Annotated in this window: 22 protein-coding genes; 8 read left to right on the forward strand and 14 right to left on the reverse strand. The window is 74.2% G+C overall.

Going from position 1 to position 21251, the window contains the following annotated elements; genetic code table 11:
• Positions 1–39: 39 nt before the first annotated feature.
• Positions 40–333, forward strand: coding sequence for a helix-turn-helix transcriptional regulator (locus QSK39_RS30475; RefSeq protein ID WP_285481287.1), 294 nt, complete (start codon positions 40–42; stop codon positions 331–333).
• On the opposite strand, the gene QSK39_RS30480 is transcribed toward QSK39_RS30475, so the two are convergent.
• On the reverse strand, positions 315–1037 hold the full coding sequence (locus tag QSK39_RS30480) for an SDR family NAD(P)-dependent oxidoreductase (protein WP_285481288.1): 723 nt from the start codon (positions 1035–1037) through the stop codon (positions 315–317). The two genes, QSK39_RS30475 and QSK39_RS30480, sit on opposite strands and share 19 nt — an antisense overlap.
• A gap of 162 nt (positions 1038–1199) precedes the next feature.
• On the opposite strand from QSK39_RS30480, the gene QSK39_RS30485 reads away from it, so the two are divergent.
• Positions 1200–3092 carry a potassium transporter Kup gene (locus tag QSK39_RS30485; RefSeq protein WP_285481289.1) on the forward strand — a complete coding sequence of 631 codons (1893 nt, stop codon included), beginning with the start codon at positions 1200–1202 and terminating at the stop codon, positions 3090–3092.
• On the opposite strand, the gene QSK39_RS30490 is transcribed toward QSK39_RS30485, so the two are convergent.
• The 7 genes from QSK39_RS30490 to QSK39_RS30520 all read right to left on the reverse strand — a co-directional run bounded on the left by QSK39_RS30490 (position 3089) and on the right by QSK39_RS30520 (position 9537).
• Complete coding sequence (locus QSK39_RS30490; protein WP_285481290.1) at positions 3089–4525, reverse strand: sensor histidine kinase; 1437 nt, start codon at positions 4523–4525, stop codon at positions 3089–3091. The genes QSK39_RS30485 and QSK39_RS30490 overlap by 4 nt on opposite strands.
• Positions 4522–5205 carry a response regulator transcription factor gene (locus QSK39_RS30495; RefSeq protein ID WP_502873327.1) on the reverse strand — a complete coding sequence of 228 codons (684 nt, stop codon included), beginning with the start codon at positions 5203–5205 and terminating at the stop codon, positions 4522–4524. The genes QSK39_RS30490 and QSK39_RS30495 overlap by 4 nt, the downstream gene beginning before the upstream one ends.
• Positions 5202–6251: a hypothetical protein gene (locus QSK39_RS30500; RefSeq protein WP_285481292.1), complete on the reverse strand. Its 1050-nt coding sequence runs from the start codon at positions 6249–6251 to the stop codon at positions 5202–5204. The genes QSK39_RS30495 and QSK39_RS30500 overlap by 4 nt, the downstream gene beginning before the upstream one ends.
• The gene (locus QSK39_RS30505; RefSeq protein WP_285481293.1) at positions 6251–7012 is read right to left on the reverse strand and encodes an ABC transporter permease; all 762 of its coding nucleotides are present in this window, start codon (positions 7010–7012) and stop codon (positions 6251–6253) included. Before QSK39_RS30505 ends, QSK39_RS30500 begins: the two co-directional genes overlap by 1 nt.
• Positions 7009–7914: an ABC transporter ATP-binding protein gene (locus tag QSK39_RS30510; RefSeq protein ID WP_285481294.1), complete on the reverse strand. Its 906-nt coding sequence runs from the start codon at positions 7912–7914 to the stop codon at positions 7009–7011. Before QSK39_RS30510 ends, QSK39_RS30505 begins: the two co-directional genes overlap by 4 nt.
• Before the next feature lie 116 nt (positions 7915–8030).
• Positions 8031–8861, reverse strand: a complete 831-nt coding sequence (locus tag QSK39_RS30515) for a DUF4097 family beta strand repeat-containing protein (protein ID WP_285481295.1) — start codon at positions 8859–8861, stop codon at positions 8031–8033.
• Between the two features lie 91 nt (positions 8862–8952).
• The gene (locus QSK39_RS30520; protein ID WP_285481296.1) at positions 8953–9537 is read right to left on the reverse strand and encodes a helix-turn-helix domain-containing protein; all 585 of its coding nucleotides are present in this window, start codon (positions 9535–9537) and stop codon (positions 8953–8955) included.
• A gap of 65 nt (positions 9538–9602) precedes the next feature.
• On the opposite strand from QSK39_RS30520, the gene QSK39_RS30525 reads away from it, so the two are divergent.
• A complete protein-coding gene (locus QSK39_RS30525) occupies positions 9603–10220 on the forward strand; it encodes an SAM-dependent methyltransferase (RefSeq protein WP_285481297.1) in 618 nt (205 codons plus the stop codon).
• A gap of 2 nt (positions 10221–10222) precedes the next feature.
• On the forward strand, positions 10223–10699 hold the full coding sequence (locus tag QSK39_RS30530; protein WP_502873320.1) for a DinB family protein: 477 nt from the start codon (positions 10223–10225) through the stop codon (positions 10697–10699).
• A 66-nt stretch (positions 10700–10765) separates the two neighbouring features.
• Here QSK39_RS30530 and QSK39_RS30535 read toward each other — a convergent pair whose 3' ends face one another.
• The 3 genes from QSK39_RS30535 to QSK39_RS30545 form a co-directional block, all read right to left on the reverse strand.
• The gene (locus QSK39_RS30535; RefSeq protein ID WP_285481298.1) at positions 10766–11269 is read right to left on the reverse strand and encodes a hypothetical protein; all 504 of its coding nucleotides are present in this window, start codon (positions 11267–11269) and stop codon (positions 10766–10768) included.
• A 56-nt stretch (positions 11270–11325) separates the two neighbouring features.
• Positions 11326–11886, reverse strand: coding sequence for a hypothetical protein (locus QSK39_RS30540; protein ID WP_285481299.1), 561 nt, complete (start codon positions 11884–11886; stop codon positions 11326–11328).
• A 100-nt stretch (positions 11887–11986) separates the two neighbouring features.
• Positions 11987–12778, reverse strand: a complete 792-nt coding sequence (locus tag QSK39_RS30545) for an IclR family transcriptional regulator (RefSeq protein WP_285481300.1) — start codon at positions 12776–12778, stop codon at positions 11987–11989.
• 110 nt (positions 12779–12888) lie between these two features.
• On the opposite strand from QSK39_RS30545, the gene QSK39_RS30550 reads away from it, so the two are divergent.
• Genes QSK39_RS30550 through QSK39_RS30560 form a run of 3 tightly spaced genes read left to right on the forward strand, consistent with a single transcriptional unit; the run spans position 12889 to position 16625 of the window.
• Positions 12889–13998 carry a mandelate racemase/muconate lactonizing enzyme family protein gene (locus tag QSK39_RS30550; RefSeq protein WP_285481301.1) on the forward strand — a complete coding sequence of 370 codons (1110 nt, stop codon included), beginning with the start codon at positions 12889–12891 and terminating at the stop codon, positions 13996–13998.
• The gene (locus QSK39_RS30555; protein WP_285481302.1) at positions 13986–15476 is read left to right on the forward strand and encodes an aldehyde dehydrogenase family protein; all 1491 of its coding nucleotides are present in this window, start codon (positions 13986–13988) and stop codon (positions 15474–15476) included. The genes QSK39_RS30550 and QSK39_RS30555 overlap by 13 nt, the downstream gene beginning before the upstream one ends.
• Before the next feature lie 12 nt (positions 15477–15488).
• On the forward strand, positions 15489–16625 hold the full coding sequence (locus QSK39_RS30560) for an iron-containing alcohol dehydrogenase family protein (RefSeq protein WP_285481303.1): 1137 nt from the start codon (positions 15489–15491) through the stop codon (positions 16623–16625).
• 4 nt (positions 16626–16629) lie between these two features.
• Here the strand turns inward: QSK39_RS30560 and QSK39_RS30565 are convergent, their stop codons facing one another.
• Together QSK39_RS30565 and QSK39_RS30570 are read right to left on the reverse strand one after the other, a co-directional pair.
• Positions 16630–17046: a DUF6924 domain-containing protein gene (locus tag QSK39_RS30565; protein ID WP_285481304.1), complete on the reverse strand. Its 417-nt coding sequence runs from the start codon at positions 17044–17046 to the stop codon at positions 16630–16632.
• Positions 17047–17064: 18 nt separating this feature from the next.
• Positions 17065–17670, reverse strand: coding sequence for an SGNH/GDSL hydrolase family protein (locus tag QSK39_RS30570; protein WP_285481305.1), 606 nt, complete (start codon positions 17668–17670; stop codon positions 17065–17067).
• A 51-nt stretch (positions 17671–17721) separates the two neighbouring features.
• Here QSK39_RS30570 and QSK39_RS30575 point away from each other — a divergent pair, with 51 nt between their 5' ends.
• Complete coding sequence (locus QSK39_RS30575; protein WP_285481306.1) at positions 17722–18516, forward strand: alpha/beta hydrolase; 795 nt, start codon at positions 17722–17724, stop codon at positions 18514–18516.
• Here QSK39_RS30575 and QSK39_RS30580 read toward each other — a convergent pair.
• The gene (locus QSK39_RS30580) at positions 18481–21234 is read right to left on the reverse strand and encodes a helix-turn-helix transcriptional regulator (RefSeq protein ID WP_285481307.1); all 2754 of its coding nucleotides are present in this window, start codon (positions 21232–21234) and stop codon (positions 18481–18483) included. The genes QSK39_RS30575 and QSK39_RS30580 overlap by 36 nt on opposite strands.
• Positions 21235–21251 lie beyond the last annotated feature (17 nt).

Below are 21251 nucleotides of genomic sequence, written 5' to 3' on the forward strand. Positions count from 1 at the left end.
GCGCTTCGTCTGTCAAGTGTGGACGGCTATGCTGCGACGATGGCCACGTGGACGTTCCTGAGCAACCACGCGCACGTTCTGCTGTGCCTGGCGGAGAACCCGGACCACCGGCTGCACGACATCGCCGAGCGCGTCGGCATCACCGAACGGGGCGTGCAGCTGATCCTCGCGGACCTGATCGCGGACGGGTACGTCGAACGCGAGCGCGTGGGCCGGCGCAACCACTACACGATCCACCCCGAAAGCCGCCTGCGTCACCCGCTCGAGGCGCACCACCGGGTGGCCGAGCTGGTCGAGGCCCTCGGGCCCGAGCGTCACCAGACGAACTGCTGACCGCCGTCGATGTCGTAGGTCGCGCCGGTGAGGGCCGTGTTCGTCATGAGGTGGACCGCCAGCGCGGCGACGTCCGCGGGGCCTACGACGCGGCCGATCGGGAGCGTCGCCCGCAGCTCGGCCCGGCGCTCCTCCAGCTTGTCGCCGAGCAGCGTCGCCGACAACGGCGTGTCGACGAACCCCGCGGCGATCAGGTTGACGCGCACCGGCGCCAGTTCCAGCGCGAGGGCCGCGGTGAACGGTGGCATTGCGGCGGTCGCGGCCGAGACGATGCCGAGCCCGTGCCCGATGCGGCGGCCGCCGGTGCCGCCCATCAGCAGCAGCGAGCCGCCGGGGCGCATCTTCGGGGCCGCGTGGCGGGCGACCTCGAGCGCGACCGAGATGTGGCCGCCGACCGCCGTGCGCACGTCGTCGGCGGTCATCTCCAGCAGCGGCCCGTAGTGCGGGCCGCCCGCGGTGACCAGGACGTGGTCGACCGTCCCGGGCAGGTCCGCGAAGAAGCTCGCCACCGCGGCCGGGTCGGTGGCGTCGAACGCAGCCGTGCTCCGCGCCCCCACGGCGTCCGCCGCCTGCGCGAGCTTGCCGGGGTCGCGGCCGGTGAGCACGACCTCGGCGCCCTCGGCGCGGGCCAGCCGCGCCGTCTCCAAACCGATCCCCGCGCTGCCGCCGACCAGCACGACCGTCTGCCCGTTCAACCCGCTCATCCCGACCTCCCCGGCCACCGTAACGCGCCGGGGCGACCCATGGCGCCGGACTTCCCCGGCGGGTGAACCGGCGCTAAGAAACCGTAAATATCGGGGGAACCCCTCCCCGGCGCGGCGCGGAAGGCCGCGCCCGGCCGAAGGGGACCAGTAGGGTCCGGTCCCGTGAACCAGGAGACTGTGCGCCCGGCGCTGGTGGTCGGCGCGCTCGGCGTCGTGTTCGGGGACATCGGCACCAGCCCGATCTACACGCTGCAGACCGTCTTCAGCCCGAGCGACCCGCACCCGGTCCCGGTGAGCGCGGACAACGTCTTCGGCGTGGTCTCGCTGATCTTCTGGTCGGTGCTGGTCATCGTGACCGTCACCTACGTGCTGCTGGCCATGCGCGCCGACAACGACGGCGAGGGCGGCATCATGGCCCTCATCACCCAGCTGCGGCGCGGGTCGCGGACCGGCCGGACCGCACTGGTGCTGGCCGGGCTCGGGATCTTCGGCGCCGCCCTGTTCTTCGGCGACAGCATGATCACCCCGGCGATCTCGGTGCTGTCCGCGGTCGAGGGCCTCAAGGTCGTCTCGGACGGCCTCGACGCCTGGATCGTGCCGATCACCGCCGTGATCATCATCGGGCTGTTCCTGGTGCAGCGGCGGGGCACCGCCGCGGTCGGCCGGGTGTTCGGGCCCGTGATGATCGCCTGGTTCGGGGTGATCGGCGCGTGCGGCGTGGCCGGGATCGCCGGGCACCCGGAGATCCTCAAGGCGCTCTCGCCGACGTACGCGATCGGCTTCATGGCCGGGCACTTCGACATCGCGTTCTTCACGCTGGCCGCGGTCGTGCTGGCGGTCACCGGCGCCGAAGCGCTGTACGCCGACATGGGCCACTTCGGCCGGAAGGCGATCACCCGGGGCTGGTTGTTCCTCGTCCTGCCCGCGTGCGTGCTCAGCTACCTCGGGCAGGGCGCGCTGATCCTCGAGGACGGGGCGAACATCAGCAGCCCGTTCTTCCTGCTCGTGCCGAGCTGGGGCCGGCTGCCGATGGTGGTGCTGGCGACGGCGGCGACGGTGATCGCCTCCCAGGCGGTGATCACCGGCGCGTACTCGGTCGCCGCGCAGGCCGCCCAGCTCGGCTACCTGCCGCGGCTGCGGATCGCGCACACGTCGGAGACCGAGCGGGGCCAGATCTACGTCCCGTGGATCAACTGGCTGCTCATGGTTTCGGTGCTGACGCTGGTCTTCGCGTTCCGCAGCTCGACGGCGCTGGCGTTCGCGTTCGGCATGGCGGTGACCGGCACGATCACCATCACGACCCTGTTGTTCTTCTTCATCGCCCGGTCGCGGTGGGGGACGCCGCGCTGGCTGCTCGGCGCCGGCGCGGCCGTCCTGCTGACCGTGGACCTGCTGTTCGTCGCGGCCAACCTGACCAAGCTGGTGCACGGCGCGTGGCTCCCGCTGCTGATCGGCCTCACGGCGTTCACGATCATGACGACGTGGCAGCGCGGACGCCGGATCGTCACCGCCGAGCGCGAACGCCAGGAGGGGCCGCTGCGCGAGTTCATCGACGAGCTGAGCGACCGGGAGACGCCGACGCAGCGGGTCCCCGGCACGGCCGTGTTCCTCAACCGCGGCGGCCGCACGGCACCGCTGGCCCTGCGCGCCAATGCCGTGCACAACCACGTGCGGCACGAGCAGGTCGTGATCCTCTCGCTGGAGACCGAGCCGGTCCCGCGAGTGCCGGCCGAGAACCGGGTGAGCGTCGAGGACCTGGGCCACACCGACGACGGGATTGTGTTCGTCACCGCGCGCTACGGCTACATGGAGACCCCGGACGTCCCGGGCGCGCTCGCCCTGCTCGACCCGGCGCAGACCGAAGGGCGGCTGCGGCTGGACGAGGCGTCGTACTTCCTGTCCAAGATCGAGCTCCAGCGCGGCCCGGAGCCGACGATGGCGGGCTGGCGCAAGCGGCTGTTCATCGCGACGTCCTACATCACCGCGGACGCCGCGGAGTACTTCGGCCTGCCCCGGGACCGCACGGTGATCATGGGCTCCCACATCGACGTCTAGAGGAGGGGCAGCGCGAGCCGGAAGCGGGCGCCTTCCCCGAGGACGGTCGCCAGCTCGACGTCGCCGCCGTGCGCGCGGGCCAGCGATCGCGCGATCGACAGCCCCAGGCCCGCGTCCGCGCCACCGGTGCGGGTCCGGGACCGGTCGGCCCGGTAGAAGCGGTTGAACACCTTGTCCGCCTGCTCGGCCGTCATCCCCGGGCCGTCGTCCGCCACCTCCAGCACCGCGCGCCCGTCCGCCGTGCCGACGCCGATGCGCACCGGCGTGCCCGGTGGGGTGTGGGCGGCCGCGTTGCCCACCAGGTTCGTGACCACCTGCCGCAGCCGGGCTTCGTCGCCGTCGACCGGGGCCGGGCCCGGCGGCCCCAGTCCGCCCGGTCCGGTCAGGGAGACCGTGCGCGACGGATCGAGGGTTCGCAGGTCGTGCCGGGCGTCGACGGCGAGGGTGCGCAGGTCCATCGGTGCGCGGTCGAGCTGGTCCTCGGGGGCTTCGTCGAGCTGGGCGAGCAGCAGCAGGTCCTCGGTGAGCGCCGTGAGCCGGGTCGCCTCGCGGTCGATGCGGTGCATCGCGTCGTCCACATCGGACGCTTCCGGCAGCGCACCCATCCGGTAGAGCTCCGTCGACCCCTTGATGCCGAACAGCGGCGTGCGCAGCTCGTGGCTGACGTCCGCGACGAAGGTGCGCATCCGCGCCTCGGACGCCGCCCGGTCGGCGAAGGCCCCTTCCAGCTGGCCGAGCATGGTGTTGAGCGACGCCGAAAGGTGCCCGATCTCCGTTCCGGGCGGCGCGAGGACGGGGACGCGGCGGGTGAGGTCACCGCCGGCGATCGCGGCCGCCGTGTGCTCGATCCGGCGCAGCGGCCGCAGGCCCCGGCCGAGGGCGAACCAGCCGGCCGCGGTCAGCACCACGAGCAGCCCGGCGCCGGTGATCAGGCTGCTCACCCGCAGCTGGGTGAGCGTGGCATCGGTGTCGGCGAGCGGCGCGGCCGACACCACCGTGCCGCCCCAGCGGACGGCCGGGCGCGCGACGGCCCGCCAGCGCTCCGATCCGTCGGCCGCGTTCAGGTCCACGGCGGTCCCGTCGGTGGGCACCGTGCGCAGCGCGTCGAACGGCGGCAGCGTCGCGCCGTCGACCCGCGCGGAGTGCAGGCCGCCCGCCACCGCGCCGCTCGCGTCCAGGTAGACGACGTACGGGGTGCCGAACAGGTCGAGCGCGGGCCCGACCAGGTCGGGCCGCACGGCGGGGCTCTCGGCGGGCGGCGGGCCCGCGGCGCGGGAGATGAGCTCGGTCATCGAGCGCAGCTGGCCGTCGAGCCGGTCGAGCTGGAAGTGCTCCAGCTGGTCCGAGACCAGCGTGCTGACGAGGGTCAGGCCGGCCAGCAGCAGGCCCGCGGTGAGCAGGAGCAGCCGGGCCCGCAGGGACAGCCGCTTCACCGCCGGGGCTCCCGCAGCACGTAGCCGACGCCGTGCACGGTGTGGATCAGCTTGGGCTCCTCGGTGTCCACTTTCCGGCGGAGGTAAGAGATGTAGGTGTCGACGATGCTGGCGTCGCCGCCGAAGTCGTCGCGCCACACGCGGTCGAGGATCTGCGCCTTGGACACCACACGACCGGCGTTCTCCATCAGGTAGCGCAGCAGCCGGAACTCCGTGGCGGACACGCGCACCGGCTTTCCCGCGCGCGTGACCTGGTGGCCGCCGGCGTCGAGGGCGAGGGTGCCGACCGCCACGACGTCGGCCGGGTGCCCGGCGGTCCGGCGGAGGATCGCGCGGATCCGCGCGATCAGCTCCGCCAGGTCGAACGGCTTCGTCACGTAGTCGTCGGCCCCGAGGGACAAGCCGGTCACCTTGTCGGCCTGCCCGTCCCGCGCGGTGAGGAACAGGACCGGGACCGGCATGCGCCGCTCGCGCAGCCGCCGGACCACCTCGAAGCCGTCCAGATCCGGCAGCATGACGTCGAGCAGCACCAGGTCCGGTGGTTCGGCGGTGGCCGCGGCGACGGCTTCCCCCGCCGTCGCCGCGGACGTCACCCGGAAGCCGGCGAACCGGAGCGCGGCCGACAGCAGCTCGCGGACGGTGGCTTCGTCGTCGACCACCAGCAGCCGCTGCGCACTCATCGCTTCCATGCCGGCGAGGATACGGAGAGCGCGCTGAGAACCAGGCTGCCCGCGAACCCGGCGAGCGCGCCGGCCGCGAGCGCGAGCAGCGGGTTCGCGGTGAGGCGCACGTCCAGGACCGGCACGGAGAAGCCGAACGCGGACACCGAGACCTCGGCCGAAACGCGCGAGAGCAGCGTCATGACGACGGCCACGCCACCCGCCACCGCGCTCACGGCCGCCGCCCGGCGCAGCGGGCGGCCGCGGCGGACGACGAGGACGATGACGGACACCAGCAGAAGCGCGCCGGACACCCAGAGCCCGGGCGTGAAGGACCCGAAAGCCGGCACGCAGGGGAGCGCGGGGTCCACCATCCACGGCACGCCGAGCCCCAGCAGCACGGCGCCGGTCACCAGCTGGGGGAGGACGAGCAGCACCCCACCGGCGGCCGCCGCGCCCCCGAACGCCCAGGCCGCGACGAAGCACACCACCGCGAGCCCCGCGGCGGGCCACCGCAGCGCGCGAAAACCCGTTGCCACCGAGGGAAACCGCGTCATGAGCCAGCACACGCCGACCACGGCGAGCGCCAAGATCGCCGCGCCCAGCACCGCGGGCCCGACCGCGACGGAGAACCCGGCGTCCAACCGGCCGGGCAACGGAATCCGCGGCCCGGTGGAGACACAGCCTCGCAGCCCGCCGGTACCCTCCGGAAGAGCGAGATTTCCCTTGGCCAGTAAGGCGATCACCGCCATTCCCGCGGAGAACGCCGCTGCGGCCACGGCACCACGGACGAGCAACTCGCCGTCACGACGATGCAGCAGCAACCCCAGAACCACCGCGCCCACAAGGGAAACCCCGAGCGGGATCCCGTGCAGGTCGCCGTGCAAGGCGACGGGAAGCCCGGCCGCCGGCACCGCCTCGACGTCCACCGGAGCGCCCACTGCCAGGGCGACGACCGCCGGGGTGAACCGGCCGGCGCCGAGCAGGGCCAGGCCGGCCGCCGCGACCCCCGCCATGGCGAGCAGCGCGGCGACGGCGGCGGCCAGGCCCCGGGACACCTCCCGCATCAGACGTCCCGGCGCCGGAACACGGCGAACGCGACGGCCAGCACCACCGCGACTCCCGCGCACATCCCGGCCAGGTTCAGCCAGGGGTGCGGGAAGTCCGGGTCGGGGACCGTCTTGAAGACCGCCGAAGCGCCGAGTGTGGGCCAGTAGAAGAACATCCCGCGCAGCCACGCCGGGAAGAGCCCCGCGAGGGCCGGCACCAGGAAGACGATCCCGACGAGGGTGGCGAGTGCGCCCGCGGTGGCGCGCATGAGCGTGCCGAGCCCGACCGCGAGCAGCGCGATCGCGGCCAGGTAGAGCCCGCCGCCCGTCACAGCGGAGAGCACGCCGGGGTCGCCGAACCGCGCGTGCGGCAGGTCCTGGGCGGCCAGGACGGCCTGGCCGAGGAAGAAGGCGCCGGACATCAGCACCTGGCCCGCCACCACGGCGACGCCGACGGCCACGACGACCTTGGCCGCCAGCAGCCGGCTCCGGCGGGGTGTCGCGATCAGGGACGTCTGCATGAGCCCGGTCGCGTGCTCGGCGGTGACGACCAGGATGCCGAGCACGCCGATGATCAGCTGCGCGACGATGTACGACGTCAGGCTGCGGTCGGTGGGGTCCCAGGCCCGCGGGTCCTCGGCGTAGGTCTTCGCGGCGGCGTTCATGGCCAGCGCCGTGATGCCGAGCCCCACCGCGAAGAGGCACGCCACGGTGTACCAGGTCGAGCGCAGGCTGCGGAGCTTGATCCACTCGGCGTGGACCGACTGGGCGAAGGTCACGCGCTCGCTCCTTCGTACTCGACGCTGTCCTTGGTGAGCTCCATGAAGGCGTCTTCGAGCGAGACGCGCTGCGGCGTGAGCTCGGCGAGCGCGACGCCGTGGTAGGCCGCGAGCTTGCCGATCTCCCCGCTCGTCAGGCCGGAGACGACGAGCGAGGCTTCGACGCCTTCGCGCACACTGGCCCCGGCGGTGACGAGCAGCCGCCCGAAACCGGTGTCCGGCGTGCGGACGAGCACGGTGCCTTCGCCGCGGACGAGCTCGCTCACGGCGGTGTCGGCGACGAGCCGGCCCCGGCCGATGACGACGAGGTGGTCGGCGGTCTGGGCCATCTCGCTCATGAGGTGGCTCGACACGAGCACCGCGCGGCCTTCACGGGCGAGCGAGCGCATGAAGTCGCGGATCCACCGGATGCCTTCGGGATCGAGCCCGTTCACCGGCTCGTCGAAGATCAGCACGCGCGGGTCGCCGAGCAGCGCCGCCGCGATGCCGAGGCGCTGGCGCATGCCGAGGGAGAACCCGCCGGCCCGCTTCCCGCCCACGCCGTCCAGGCCGGTCCGGGCGAGCACCTCGCCGACGCGGCGGCGGGGGAGCCCGTTGCTCACCGCGAGCGCGAGCAGGTGATCGGCCGCCTTCCGGCCACCGTGGACGGCGCCCGCGTCGAGCAGCGCGCCGACTTCGGTCAGGGGCACGGGGAGGTCGCGGTAGCGGCGCCCGCCGACGCTGACGGACCCCCGCGTCGGGGCGGCGAGGCCCAGGATCATCTTCATGGTCGTGGACTTGCCGGCCCCGTTCGGCCCGAGGAACCCGGTGACCTGCCCGGGTGCCACGGTGAACGACAGGTCGTCCACGACGGTGTCGGGGCCGTACCGCTTGGTCAGGCCGCGTACTTCGATGGTGGTCATGGCGGCGAGCGTGGCCCGCCCGCCTGGCCGGTTCCTGGGAGGTTCTGGGAGAACCCTGGGAGATCCGCGGCCGGACGGGGGTCCGGCCGCGGCGTTCTCCGGAAATCGAGCCCGGGTCAGGCGTCCGCGCGGTGGATGACGATGTCGCCGAGGCGCGTGCGGGCGTGGATCTTGGCGTGGTCCGCGGCTTCGGCCGCGTTCTCCGGCAGGGAGTTGCGCACCGCGCCCTTGGTGCTGTCCGCGTCGACCGACGCGGTGGTTCCCGCGGCGACGCCGACCTCGATGCCGCCCGCGGCGTTGGTCAGGTCCGCCTGGCCGCTCGTCATGCGGCCGATCCGGATCGGGCAGTGCGCCGCCTTGGCGAAGACACTGCCGTCGGCGTGGTCGACGGTGAAGCTGCCGCCGGAACCGGTGAAGTCGACGTCGGCGTGCCCCCGGCCGAGCCACACCCGGCCGCTCGCACCGACGTACCGGAGCGTGCCCCCGGCCTCGCCGATCCGCACATCGGCCGTGCCGCCGTCGAGGTCGGCGGTCCCGGCGACGTGGCCGACCTCGACCTCACCGGAGGAGAGCCGGCCTTGCAGGGCGCCGGCGTGGGCGAGCTGCACCCGGCCGGACGCGATGTCCAGCGAGCAGGTGCCGAGCCGGCCGTCGGCGTGCACGTCCGTCCAGGCGGTCTCCAGGACCAGCGCCGACCCGGCCGGCAGCTCGACGGTGATGGCGACCGACCCGTTCTTGGCGCCGGGCTTGGTGGTCTTGATCGTGAGCTCACCGCCGGCGAAGGCGACTTCGGTCTGCTCGGCGACCTTGACGTCCGACTTGCTCGCGCGGTTCACGGGCTCGACCCGCACCACCGTGTCCGGCCGCTCGCTCGCGGCGATCCGCACGCGGGCGCCGGCGGTGGTGAGCGTGGCGGTGATGGGTTCCGGCGTGGTGAAGACGGTCATGGTGTTCCCCTTGTCGTGTGGTCCCTCTGGTGCGTTGGGACCACCTTCGCCGGGGGACCTGACACCGGCCTGACACCGCCCGGACACCCGCTCAGTCACGGGCGGCGCGGGCGCGCAGGTGGGCCCGTTCGCCGTGCTGCCCGAAGAGGATGAGCAGCTCGACGGCCTTCCCGTCGGCGCTCCCGAGCCAGTGGGGCAGCGTCGTGTCGAACTCCGCGGCCTCGCCCGCCGGCAGCACGAGATCGTGCTCGCCGAGGACCAGCCGCAGCCGGCCGTGGAGCACGTAGAGCCACTCGTGGCCGTCGTGGGTCTGGTGCTCCGGCTCGGGCGGGTGGTCGCTGCCGGGGATGAGCATCTTGTACGCCTGCATGCCGCCCGGGCGCCGTGACAGCGGCACGAACGTCATGCCGTAGCGGTGGATCGGGGCGAGGTGGACGCGCGGGTCGCCGGTGCGGGGCGCGCCGACGAGGTCGTCGAGCGGGACGCGGTAGGCCCGGGCCAGCGGCAGCAGCAGTTCCAGGCTGGCCCGCCGCTGCCCGCTCTCCAGCCGGGACAGCGTGCTCTCCGACACCCCGGTGGTGCCGGCGACCTCGGCCAGCGTCAGCCCGCGGTGGCGGCGCAGCGCCCGCAGCCGGGGGCCGACGGCGTGCAGGATGTCCTCGAAGTCGTCGGTCACCCGGCCATCTTGCCGAAACCGCAAGAAACCGTGCCACTTCGGCACGGGCCGGGCACGGTGGGCCCATGACCACGTTCTGGGACACCCACTACGCGACGCCGCGAGCCGACCCCCGGGCGAACGTCCGGCTCACCGAGGTCGCGGCCGATCTCGCCCCGGGCACCGCGCTCGACCTGGGGAGCGGCGCCTGCGGTGACACGCTGTGGCTCGCCCGCCGCGGCTGGCGCGTGACCGCGGCCGACGTCTCCGGCGTCGCGATCGCCCGCCTGGCCGGACTTTCCCGGGAACTCGGGCTCGGCGACCGGGTCACGGCGGAGCGGCACGACCTGGCCGAGACCTTTCCCGCCGGCTGCTTCGACCTCGTCTCGGCGCACTACCTGCACACGCCCTTCGCCCTGCCGCGCGCTCGTGTCCTGCGGCGGGCCGCGCACGCACTGTCCCCGGGCGGGCGGCTGCTGGTCGTCGACCACGGGTCGGTCGCGCCGTGGTCGTGGGACCAGGAGGCGCGGTTCGCCTCCGCGGCGGAGGTGGCGCGCTCGCTGGAGCTCGACGCCGGCGAATGGGCGGTCGAGCGGGCCGACGCCCTGTCCCGCCGCGCCACCGGGCCCGGCGGGCAGGTCGCCGACGTCGTCGACCACCTGCTGCTGATCCGCCGCACGCAGCGACCGTCCGAGGAGAACTGACCGTGCCCCGCCGACGCGACACCCCGCCCCCGCGGACCGGCCCCGGCGAAAAGGAGGTGCTGCGCGCGTTCCTCGACCAGCTGCGCGCCGCGGTGGCCGCCAAGGCCGAGGGCGTGCCGGAACCGCAGGCCCGGACACCCGGCGTGCCGTCGGGCACGTCGCTGCTGGGCCTCGTGCGGCACCTGACCCACGTCGAGCGCTTCACGTTCCTGGGCGAGCGCACGGCCGACTGGCCCGGCACGTTCCGGCCGCGTCCCGAGGAGACGGCCGCCGCGCTGCTGGCCGGCTACCGCGCGGCGGTCGAGGAGGCCAACGCCGTCATCGACGCGTGCTCCGACCTGACCGAGCCGGTCGCCCGCCGCACCGGGACGCCGCCGTCGATGCGCTGGGCGCTGGTCCACATGATCGAGGAGACGGGCCGCCACGCCGGCCACGCCGACATCCTGCGCGAGCTGATCGACGGCTCCACGGGCCGGTAGCCCCGCACCTCGTCGGCACGAAGACGAACCGGGCCCGCCGGTGGTGACGCGGGCCCGGGTCCCTTCCTAGCGGATCGTCTTGGCCGCCGCGAAGTAGGCGTTCGACGGCGTCATGAACGACAGCACCACGCCGGCGACCGCGGCGAGCACGCCGACGTAGCCGACGATCGTGCTCTGCCCGACCAGCAGCGAGAGCAGCGACAGGGCCGTGAGCACCGTGAGCACGATCCGCGCCCAGTTCCGGCCGGCGCGCAGCTTGAACGCGAACAGCAGGTACAGCGCGGCGATGATCACGGCGATCACGACCGCGGTGATCATCGCGATGTTCACGGCCTGGTCGATCTGGGTGTCGGTCAGGCCGCCGCCGTTTTGTCTGTTCGAATTGCGCAACGCATCGGCGATCGCGTCACGATTTCCGAAGATGAGCAATCCCCCGATGAGCCCGATGACGGTCGAGGCGATGAACGCCCAGAAAGCGCCTTCGACCGTGCTGGGCCGAGCGGGAGCCGCGGCCGGCTGACCGGAGGCGGCGGACTCGGGATAATTCGGGTAGTTCGGTGATTCGGTCATGGAGATCAAATAGCACGCTTCCGGATGGGCCGCTGAATGAACGGACGTTCCCGGCGTCAAAACGTGATGTCGGCCGTTTTCTCGGGGTCGATTCCGGCGGCGCGAACAGCACGGCACCGCCGACGCCAGTACGCCCACGTGACCGCGCCCAGCAGCGGCGCCCAGAGCAGCAGCGGCAGGTAGCAGGCGACGAGCAGGACGTGCCAGCCCGGCCCCGCGAACGTCACCGCGCCCAGCCCGGGGAAGTCGCGGAAGGCGTACGCCCAGATCAGCGCCAGCGCCACCGCGCCGGCGGCCGCCGGGACGATGGCCGCGTACGGTGCGACCCGGCGCCCGCCGAGCACGGGGATCCACCGCGGGACGCGCTCGCCCCACGGCCGGACGAGGCCGAGCGTGAGCAGGGCCAGCGCTTCGGACACGACGCTCAGCCCGACGATGTAGCCGGCTTCGCCGAACCCGATCGCGTGGTACGGCCGCAGCCCGAGGTCGACGCCGGCCGCGAGGAAGAGCCGCCAGACCCCGGACGGCAGGGTGACCAGCGGAACGGCGTGGGCGGCGAAGACGGCCCACCGCGGCGGGTGGCGGACGGCGGGGGAGCCGGTGCGTGGTGCGGTCATGCGCCGAGTCTGTCCGGGGCGTAGGCACCGGGACCTCCCGCCGAGGTAGCAGCCGCCCCCTCCCGGGAGGGAGCCGCCGACCCTCCACTGTGGAGGCCCGTCAGGTGAGCCGGGCGGTGGACGGCGGTTTCGGGTGCTCGTCCCAGCCGAGCTGCGCGGAGACCCGCGCCGCGGCTTCCGCGGTGACGCGGCCCGCGGCGTCGAGCCGCTCCCCGAGCCGTCCGGCGGGCGCGGAGACGTTCAGCGCGGCGGCGACCCGGCCGCGGAAGTCCCGGATCGGGGCCGACACCCCGACTAGGCCCGCCTCGAACTCCTCGCGGACGCGGGCGTAGCCGTCGCGGCGGGCCCGCTGGATCTTCGCCCACAGTTCCGGCAGGGCGTGCGCCGGCGGTTCGGGGAACCGGACGTAGAGGTCGTCCGGGGAGGCGTCGAGCAGCAGCACGCGCCCCGCCGACGTGCAGTGCGCCGGGACGCCGCGGCCTTCCCAGCCGTGCACGCGGAAGGAGTGCCCGGACACCGACAGCAGGGTCAGCACCTCCTCCTCGTGCAGGACGCAGAGGTGGACGGTCTCTTCGAGCTCGGCGGACAGATCTCGCATCACCGGCTCGGCGGCCCGGACGAGGCGGTCCTCGGCGGTCCGGGCGACGAGGGAGAACAGCCGCCGGCCGAGCCGGTAGCCGAGCGTGTCGGGATCGCGCTCGACGACGCCCTCCTCGGCGAGCGCCTTGAGCGCCCGCGAGACCTGGCTCTTCTCCCGCCCGGTGAGCTGCGCGAGCCGCACGACGCCCAGCTCGCCGGCGCGCTGCGCTTCGGGCGAGGCGAGTGCTTCCAGCAGGTCGAGGTCGCGGCGGAGACCGTGTCCCGGGCGCCGGGTGCCGTCCGCGAGTGCCATGCGGGAAAGCTAACAGCGACGGCCGCCCGCGGTTGGCACCGTCGCAACCCGGGTTGCGATGTCCCGGCGTCGCTTGCCCGCGGTTCCGGGCGCTCCTAGCGTGGTGACCGATGAAGATCACCGCGATCACCCTCGACCGGCTGCGGCTGGACCTGGACCCGCCGCTGCGGGCGGCCTGGGACCCGGACCCGCGGCGCCACTTCGACGCCACGATCGTGCGCGTCCGCACCGACGACGGCGTCACCGGCATCGGCTCCGGCGACACCATGGCCGGCTTCGAGGCCGTCGAGCACCTGTTCCTCGGCGAGGACCCCCTCGACATCGTCCGGCACGTCAAGGCCATCGAGACGGCCGACTTCCACGGCGGCTGCTTCTGGCCCCTCGAGGTCGCCCTCTGGGACATCATCGGCCAGGTCGCGGGCCTGCCGGTCGCGACCCTGTTCGGCAACGCGGCCCGCTCGCTGCCCGCGTACGCCTCCTCGGCCGAGCTGAAGTCACCCGAAGAGCGTGTCGAGACGGCCTTCGCGGCCCGGGAAGCCGGGTTCCGCGCCATGAAGATCCGCATCGACCGCGGCCACGTGGCCGACGGCGTCGCCGCGGTGGCCGCCGTCCGCGACGCGCTCGGCCCGGACTTCGAGATCATGGTCGACCTCAACCAGTCCTGGCGGATGGCGGGCGACACGAGTCCCGCGACCGACCTGGCCCGGACGCGGAAGCTGGTGCGCCTGCTGGCCGAGCTGGACGTCTTCTGGGTCGAGGAACCCCTGCCCTACCACGACATCGACGGCTTCAAGACGCTCCGGGCGGAGAACCCGGGCGTGCGGATCGCGGCGGGGGAGATGCACCACTCGGTGCCGGAGCTGCTGCGCTACCTCGAAGAAGACGTCCTCGACGTCTACCAGATGGACGTCGTGCTCGCGGTCGGCATGCACCGCGCCCGGACGCTGGCCGAGCTCGCGCAGCTCAAGCACCGCGCGTTCACCCCGCACAGCTGGACCAACGGCATCGGCGTGCTGGCCAACCTGCACGTCTCGGCCGGCGTCGGCGGCGGCCCGTACTTCGAGTTCCCGTGGGACCCGCCCGGCTGGACGCCCGAACGCCGTGACTTCATGCTGGCCGAACCCGTGATGATCACCCCGGCCGGCGAGCTGGCCGTCCCGGCCCGGCCCGGCCTGGGCATCGAACTGGACGAGGAGGCGGTGGACCGGTGGCGGATCTGACCCACCAGGACTGGCTCGCGGCGGTTGAACAATGTGCGCCCGAGACCCGGCCGTTCATCGGCGGGAGGTTCGTCGAGTCCACTTCGGACGCGACGTTCCCGAGCGTGTCGCCGCGCGACGGCGGGGTGCTCGCGGACATCCCCGCGGGCAGCGCGGAAGACGTCGACCGGGCGGTGCGGGCGGCCCGCGAGTCCTTCGAGGACGGACGCTGGCGCGACCTGCCGCCGCGCGAGCGCAAGCGGATCCTGCTGCGCTGGGCCGAGCTCGTCGTCGAGCACACCCGGGAGCTGGCCCTGCTCGACACGCTCGAAATGGGCAAGCCGATCAGCGAGTCGCAGCGCGTCGACGTCGCCAAGACCGCCGAGACGATCGCCTGGTACGCCGAGACGATCGACAAGACCTACGACGAGGTCGCGCCCGCGCCGGGCGACGCGCTCGCCTGGATCACCCGCGAGCCGCTCGGCGTGGTCGGCGCGGTCGTGCCGTGGAACTACGCCCTGCTCATCGCGTCGTGGAAGCTCGGCCCGGCGCTGGCCACCGGCAACTCCGTGGTGCTCAAGCCGGCCGAGCAGACGTCACTGGCGACGCTGCTGCTGGCGCGGCTGGCGACCGAAGCCGGCCTGCCGGACGGCGTGCTGAACGTCGTCCCGGGCCGCGGCGAAGTCGCCGGGCAGGCCCTCGGCCGACACCCGGAGGTGGACAAGATCGCCTTCACCGGCTCGGCCGAGGTCGCGCGGCTGTTCCAGGTCTACGCGGGGGAGTCCAACGGCAAGCAGGTCGCGGTGGAGGCCGGCGGCAAGTCGCCGCAGCTGGTCCTGCCCGACGCCGACCTCTCCTCCGCGGCGTCCGCCGTCGCGTGGGGCATCTTCTACAACGCCGGCCAGACGTGCAACGCCGGCTCCCGGGTGATCGTGCCGGCCGCGCTCAAGGACGAGCTGCTCGCCGAGGTCGTCAAGATCACCGGGCAGACGTTCCGGTCCGGCGACCCGCTCGACCCGGCGACCGTGCTCGGCCCGCTGGTCGACGACGTCCAGCTCGACCGCGTCCTCGGCTACCTCGACACCGCGCGCGCCGAAGGCGGGACGGTCGTGCACGGCGGCGGGCACGCCGGGCTGACCATGGAACCGACCATTGTGGACGGTGTCCGGCCCGGCACGACCATCGAGCGCGAAGAGGTCTTCGGGCCGGTGCTGGCGGTGCTCACCTACGACGGCTCACCCGAGGAAGGCCTCCGGCTGGCCAACGGCACCGACTACGGCCTGGTCGCGTCGGTCTGGACCCGCGACGTCACGACGGCCCACCGCGTCGCGCGGCGGCTGCGCGCCGGCACGGTGTGGATCAACACCTTCGACGCGTCCGACGTGATCACCCCGTTCGGCGGCTTCAAGGCGACCGGTGCGGGCCGGGACAAGTCACTGCACGCCCTCGACGCCTACACCGCCCTCAAGACGACCTGGCTCAACCTCCCGGCGCTCTGAAGGAGAGATCGCATGCGCCTGTCCGTGGAACCGACCGGCCGCACCGAGTACGGCCCCGGCGTGCTGGCCGAGCTGCCCGGTTTCGTCGAGTCCCTGGGCCACACCAGGGTTTTCGTGGTGACCGACCGCGGCCTGCGGGCGACCGGGATCGTCGAGCGCGCGGAGAAGATCCTGGCGGCGGCCGGGCTCGAGCACGCCGTGCACGAGGACGTCGGCCCGAACCCGTCGACGGCGGAGCTCGACCGCGGGGCCGCCCGCCTGCGCGAGTTCGGCGCCGCGACCGTGCTCGCGCTCGGCGGCGGATCGGCCCTCGACGCGGCGAAGGGCATCTCCCTGCTGGCCGGCAACCCGGACGCGGCCGCGGCGGACGCGGACCGGCTGTGGGACGCGGGCGACGGCCTGCCCCTGATCGCGGTGCCCACGACGGCCGGCACCGGCGCCGAGACCAACGGGTTCGGCGTCACCGAGGACCGGTGCGCGCGCCGGAAGGTCTACATCGGACACTCGTCGGTGAAGCCGCGGATCGCCGTCCTGGACCCGGAACTGACGCTCGGCCTGCCCGCCCGCGTCACGGCCGCCACGGGCCTGGACGCCTTGGTGCACGGCATCGAATCCCTGGCGTCGCTGGGGTCGACGCCGTTCTCGGCGGCCTACGCGACGCAGGCGGTGAGCCTGGTCGGGCGCTGGCTCCCGGCGGCCTACCGCGACGGCGCCGACCTGGAGGCGCGCTCCGGGCTGATGCTCGGCGCGCACCTGGCCGGGCACGCGCTGACATTGTCGGGGCTCGGGCTGGTCCACGGGATCGGCCACGCGCTGACGGCGCACACGGGAACTCCGCACGGCGTCGCCCTGGCGGCGGTGCTGGAGGAGGTGATGGCGTTCAGCGCCCCGGCCGCGGCTCCGGCGTACGAAGCGACGGCTCGCGCGCTGGGTTTGCCCCCGTCGCCGGACTGGACGGGAGCGGCGATCGAGGCGGTCCGCGAGATTTCGGGGGCGATCGAGATCAAGCGCCCGCTGCGCGAACTCGGCGTCACCCGGGACGCCCTCCCGGCGATCGCGGCGGACGCGGTGGCCGACGCGGTCACCAAGAACGCGCCGCGGCTGCCGTCGGCGGCGGAGGTGGCCGAGCTGCTGGGTTCGGTGTACTGACGCCTCAGAAGCCGCGGAAGACGCCGTCCGGGCCGGCCGAGCGGGTGAAGTCCGCCCAGTCCAGGTTCGCCAGGTTGATGTTGTTCTCCACGCTCCACAGCTCGGCGGGCACCACCCGGAACGGCGCGAGGTCGCGCTGCTCGCCGTCCCGGTGGGGGAGCACCCAGACGGCCAGGACCGGGTGCTCGGCGCTGGTGAGGGTCGTCTCGTCGGCGAGGAACGAGACGATCGGCCCATCGGTTTGCTGCTCCCGCAGCGCGTCCGCGGTCAGGCCCTCGAAGGCCGGGTCGTCCACCGGCGTGACGTTGGCCAGGAAGCCGTCCTCGCTGGGCGTCCGGACTTCCTCGGCCAGGGCGGCCCAGGCTTCGTCGTCGCCGAACCAGGTGCGGACGAGGACCGGGATGCCCGGTAGCGCGGTCATGGGCGAACCCTAACGGGGCTACGCGGCGAGGTCGGCTGCCACGGCCAGGAGGTGGGGCGCCAGGGCGTCCGCGATCACCTCGTACCCGGCCGACGACGGGTGGAACCGGTCTGCGGAGAACAGCGCGGGGTCGGTGGCGAACCGTGCGCCGAGTTCCGGGCCCGGGGCCGCCACCGCGCCGCCTGCCCGGATGACCGCGTCGGCCTGGGCTTGGGCGTACTGGCCGCTCGCCGCGGTGACCAGCTGCCGGTACTGCGCCGGTACCCACGAGACGATCCCCAGGTCGGGCGCCGGGACCACGAGGGCCCGCGCGCCGGCGCGGACCAGCCGGGCCACCGCCTCGTGCAGCTGGCCCGCCGCGATCGCCGGGGGGACGAACCTCGCGAGGTCGTTCGTCCCGATCACGATCAGCGCGAGGTCCACGCCGGTGCGGAGCGCGGCGCCGACCTGGCGCTCCAAGTCGTCGGAGCGGGCGCGGGGCACCCCGAAGCCGTGCAGGTCGACGGTGTGGCCCGCCGCGCGCAACCGCCCGGCGAGGCGCTGCCCGAGCGTGTCCTCGGGGCGTGCGGCACCTACGCCGGCCGCCAGGGAGTCGCCGAGGACGGAGAATCGGAGAGTGGTCATCGACTCGTACAACGCACGAACCCCGCCGTTGTCTCCCGGGGGTGGGTGCCCGTGACCAGGACCGTGCAGGTGCTGCTCGGGCTGGTGCTGGTCGCCGTCCTGGTCCTGGCGCTCGTGTGGATCTTCCAGCGCCGCCTGATCTACCGACCGGACGCCACGCCGGTGCCCGCCCTGCCCGGGACCGAAGACGTCCGGCTCCGCACCGCCGACGGCCTGGAGCTGGACGCGTCGTTCGTCCGGCCTGCCCAGGCACCCGAAGCGACCGTCCTCGTCGCCAACGGCAACGGCGGCAACCGGGCCGGCCGGGCGCCGCTGGCCGCGAAGCTCGCGCAGGCCGGGCTGGCCGTGCTGACGTTCGACTACCGGGGCTACGGCGGTAACCCCGGTGACCCCGACGAGGCCGGCCTGGCGCTCGACGTCCGCGCGGCCTACCGCTTCCTCGTCGAGGACCGGCGCGTGCCGCCGGAGCGGATCCTCTTCTACGGGGAAAGCCTCGGCTGCGCCGTCGTCGCCGAACTCGCTCTCGAACACCCGCCGGCCGGGCTGCTCCTGCGGTCACCGTTCGTGGACCTCGCCGCCGTCGGTGCCGAGATCTACCCGTACCTGCCGGTGCGGCTGCTGCTGCGCGACCGGTTCCCGGTCCGGGACGAGGTCGCCCGCCTGCGCGTCCCCACCGTCGTGGTCCTGGGCGGCCGGGACTCGATCGTCCCGCCGGCCCAGAGCCGGGAGGTCGCCGCCGCGGCGTCCGCGCGGCTGGTGGAGATCCCGGACGCCGACCACAACGATCCCGTGCTGCTCGAAGGTCCCGAACTACTCGACGCGGTGCGGTCGCTGGTCCCGCGCTGACCCGTTCGCCGTCACCCAGGTCGCGATCCGGGTGCGGGTGGTGAAGCCGAGCTTGGTGAGGATGTGCTGCACGTGGCTTTCCGCCGTCCGCTCGGAAATGTGCAGCAGGGCGGCGATCTGCTTGTTCGTCAGTCCATCGGCGACGTGCGTGGCGACCTCCCGCTCGCGCCGGGTCAGCGGGCCCGGCGCGTCGCCGCGCAGCGCGGCCGCCAGCGCGTCGGCCTCTCGGCGCAGCGGGGCCATCCCGAGCCGGTCGGCCGCGGCCGACACCGACGCCGTGAGACCGAGAGCCTCGTCGACGTCGCCCGGGCGAGCGCGCCGCGCGAGCACCTTGGCCAGCCCGAAGCGCGCCAACGCGGCGTAGGGCGGCGTCCCGGCCTCGTCGTCGGCCGCGATCGCGAGCTTGAACTCCCGGACCGCTTCGTCGAGCCGCCCGGCGGACGCGGCCGCGAGCCCGAGGTACTGGCGGACCGAGCCGCTGACGAGGACCGAGCCCGCGCCGCCGGTCACGAACAGCCCGGCGTGCGGCCGCAGGACCGCGGCGGCCCGTTCGACGGCTTCCGGCGGGCCGAACTCCGCACCCAGCTCCACGGCGGCCGCGGCGACGGGCAGCGTCGCGGGCACCGGCGCCGATGCGGGCACGGAAACCCGGCGGTAGAGCTCGCCCGCCCGGTCGCGGTCGCCGGCCTGCAGCGGCCACGCGGCGTGCAGCAGCCCGACGAACGGCGGGGCGTGCTCGGCGAAGATGCGCTCCATCGCAGGCGTCACCAGGCTGGTCCGGCCGGTGAGCCCGGCAATGGCGGCGAGCACGGAGATCGGCACGCCCTGCAGTGACATGTGCGCCCGGTCGGCGACAAGCGCGAAGCTCTGCCGGATCGCTTCGACGGCGTCGTCGAACTGCCCGCGCGCGATGGCGAGCGTGGCGGAACTGCGCAGGTGGTGCCACCGCGCCAGCGGACGGCGGAGGCGGTCGGCGAGCGGCCGCAGCGCCCCCAGCTCCTGCTCGGCCTCCCCGAGCCGGCCGAGCATGAGCAGCGCGTCGAACCGCCACAACCGGCCCCACAGCTCGACGTCGGCGTCGTCGCGGTCCTCGCCGAGCGCGATCATCCGGTGGGCGAGGGAGAGCCGTTCGTGCACGCCCTCGGGCGCCGAACGCACCATCTGCCGGGCGCGCAAGGCCGAGCGGAGCACGTCCGGGTCGCCGAGCCGCTCGGCGATCGCCAGCGCCTCGGCGGACGCCGTTTCGGCCTCGGCGCCCCCGAGGAACCCGGCTTCCCCCGCGTGCAGCGCGAGCAGCCGGGCGCGGAGCGGATCGTCGCCGGGCGGGAGCCCCGCGAGCGCCTCCCGCGCGATCTTGCCGCCGTTGAAGCTGCCCCACGGGTCGGACAGGCCTTCCATGGCCAGCGCCGTCTCACCCAGCACGGCCGGGTCGCCGGCTTCCCGGGCCGCGTCGGCGGCGGTTTCCAGGACCCGGGAGCCACGCTCGATCTCACCGCCGCGCAGGTGAGCGACCCCTTCCCGCAGGCGCAGCCGCGCCCGCTCGGCGGCGGAGGCGGGTGCCGCTTCGAGCGCGCGCCGGTAGAGCTCGGCCGCGCGTTCCCAGGCGAGCTGGGCCAGTGCCTGGTCGCCGGCCCGCTCGGCCCAGAGCGCGGCGCGCGCCGCGTCGCCGACGGGCAGCGACTCCAGCCAGTGGTGGGCGATCTCCGAGGTCCGGGCCGGGTCACGCCGTTCGAGCCACGCCGCCATCCGGGCGTGCGCGGTCAGCCGCGCCGCCGTCGGCAGCCCGATCGCCGCGGATTCGCGGATCAGGTCGTGCTTGAAGCTCCCGGCGATCACGATGCCGGCGTCCGCGGCCTCGTCGAGGTCGGTCAGGACGTCGGCCGCCGGCCGGCCGGTGACGTCGGCGAGCGCGGCCGGGTCGACGTCGCGGCCGAGCACGGCGGCGGTCGCGACGAGCGCGCGGCACGGCTCGCCCAGCCGGGCCAACCGCGCGCGGACGGTGTCCACGACGCCGTCCGGCAGCGCGTCCCCGGCGGTGCCGGCCAGCCGGGCCAGCTCGGTCACGAAGAACGGGTTGCCGCCCGACCGGCGGCTGACCAGCGTCGCGAGCTCGGGGGAGACGCCGCCGCGGCCGAGCTGCTCGACGACCTCGGCCTCGGTCAGCCCGGCCAGCCGGACCCGGGTCAGGACCGGTTCGCGGGCCAGTGCCGCGAGCGCCGCGGTGAGGGCCTCGCGGCCGGTCGTCTCGGTGTCGCGGTAGGTCGCCACGAGCAGCACCGGCGCCCGGTCGAGGTCGCGGGCCAGGTGGACGAGCAGGGCGAGCGACGCCGCGTCGGCCCACTGCACGTCGTCGAGCACCGCGACCAGGCCGTGTGGCGCGGCAGCTTCGCGCAGGCCGTCGGAGAAGGCTTCGAACGCGGCGAACCGCGCCTCCGCCGAGCCGCCGGTGTCCCCGGTCGGGAACGGCCGGCCCAGCGAGCGGGCCAGCTGCCGGAAGACCCAGTAGGGCGGGCTGCCCTCGTCGTCGCTCGCGCGTCCCCAGCCGACCGGGACGCCCGCCTCCTCGGCGTCCCGGGTCAGCTCACGGGCCAGGCTGGTCTTGCCGATGCCCGGCTCGCCGACGACGAGCACGAGCCCGCCGCGCCCGGCCCGCGCCTCCTCGAGGCGGGTGCGCAGCAGGTCCAGTTCGCCCGTCCGGCCGACGAAGCCCCGCTCCATGCGCAGCAACGATACGG

The sequence above is a fragment of the Amycolatopsis sp. NBRC 101858 genome (genome assembly GCF_030269325.1).
GTDB classification, from domain to species: domain Bacteria; phylum Actinomycetota; class Actinomycetes; order Mycobacteriales; family Pseudonocardiaceae; genus Amycolatopsis; species Amycolatopsis ponsaeliensis.

Bases quoted from the DNA above. Each gene is read 5' to 3' on its own strand.
- QSK39_RS30480 (WP_285481288.1), bottom strand. From the start codon at position 1,037: ATGAGCGGGTTGAACGGGCAGACGGTCGTGCTGGTCGGCGGCAGCGCG.
- QSK39_RS30565 (WP_285481304.1), bottom strand. From the start codon at position 17,046: ATGACCGCGCTACCGGGCATCCCGGTCCTCGTCCGCACCTGGTTCGGC.
- QSK39_RS30510 (WP_285481294.1), bottom strand. From the start codon at position 7,914: ATGACCACCATCGAAGTACGCGGCCTGACCAAGCGGTACGGCCCCGAC.
- QSK39_RS30535 (WP_285481298.1), bottom strand. From the start codon at position 11,269: ATGACCGAATCACCGAACTACCCGAATTATCCCGAGTCCGCCGCCTCC.
- QSK39_RS30560 (WP_285481303.1), top strand. From the start codon at position 15,489: ATGCGCCTGTCCGTGGAACCGACCGGCCGCACCGAGTACGGCCCCGGC.
- QSK39_RS30550 (WP_285481301.1), top strand. From the start codon at position 12,889: ATGAAGATCACCGCGATCACCCTCGACCGGCTGCGGCTGGACCTGGAC.
- QSK39_RS30570 (WP_285481305.1), bottom strand. From the start codon at position 17,670: ATGACCACTCTCCGATTCTCCGTCCTCGGCGACTCCCTGGCGGCCGGC.
- QSK39_RS30500 (WP_285481292.1), bottom strand. From the start codon at position 6,251: ATGCGGGAGGTGTCCCGGGGCCTGGCCGCCGCCGTCGCCGCGCTGCTC.
- QSK39_RS30545 (WP_285481300.1), bottom strand. From the start codon at position 12,778: ATGGCACTCGCGGACGGCACCCGGCGCCCGGGACACGGTCTCCGCCGC.
- QSK39_RS30580 (WP_285481307.1), bottom strand. From the start codon at position 21,234: ATGGAGCGGGGCTTCGTCGGCCGGACGGGCGAACTGGACCTGCTGCGC.
- QSK39_RS30515 (WP_285481295.1), bottom strand. From the start codon at position 8,861: ATGACCGTCTTCACCACGCCGGAACCCATCACCGCCACGCTCACCACC.
- QSK39_RS30525 (WP_285481297.1), top strand. From the start codon at position 9,603: ATGACCACGTTCTGGGACACCCACTACGCGACGCCGCGAGCCGACCCC.
- QSK39_RS30540 (WP_285481299.1), bottom strand. From the start codon at position 11,886: ATGACCGCACCACGCACCGGCTCCCCCGCCGTCCGCCACCCGCCGCGG.
- QSK39_RS30495 (WP_502873327.1), bottom strand. From the start codon at position 5,205: ATGAGTGCGCAGCGGCTGCTGGTGGTCGACGACGAAGCCACCGTCCGC.
- QSK39_RS30475 (WP_285481287.1), top strand. From the start codon at position 40: ATGGCCACGTGGACGTTCCTGAGCAACCACGCGCACGTTCTGCTGTGC.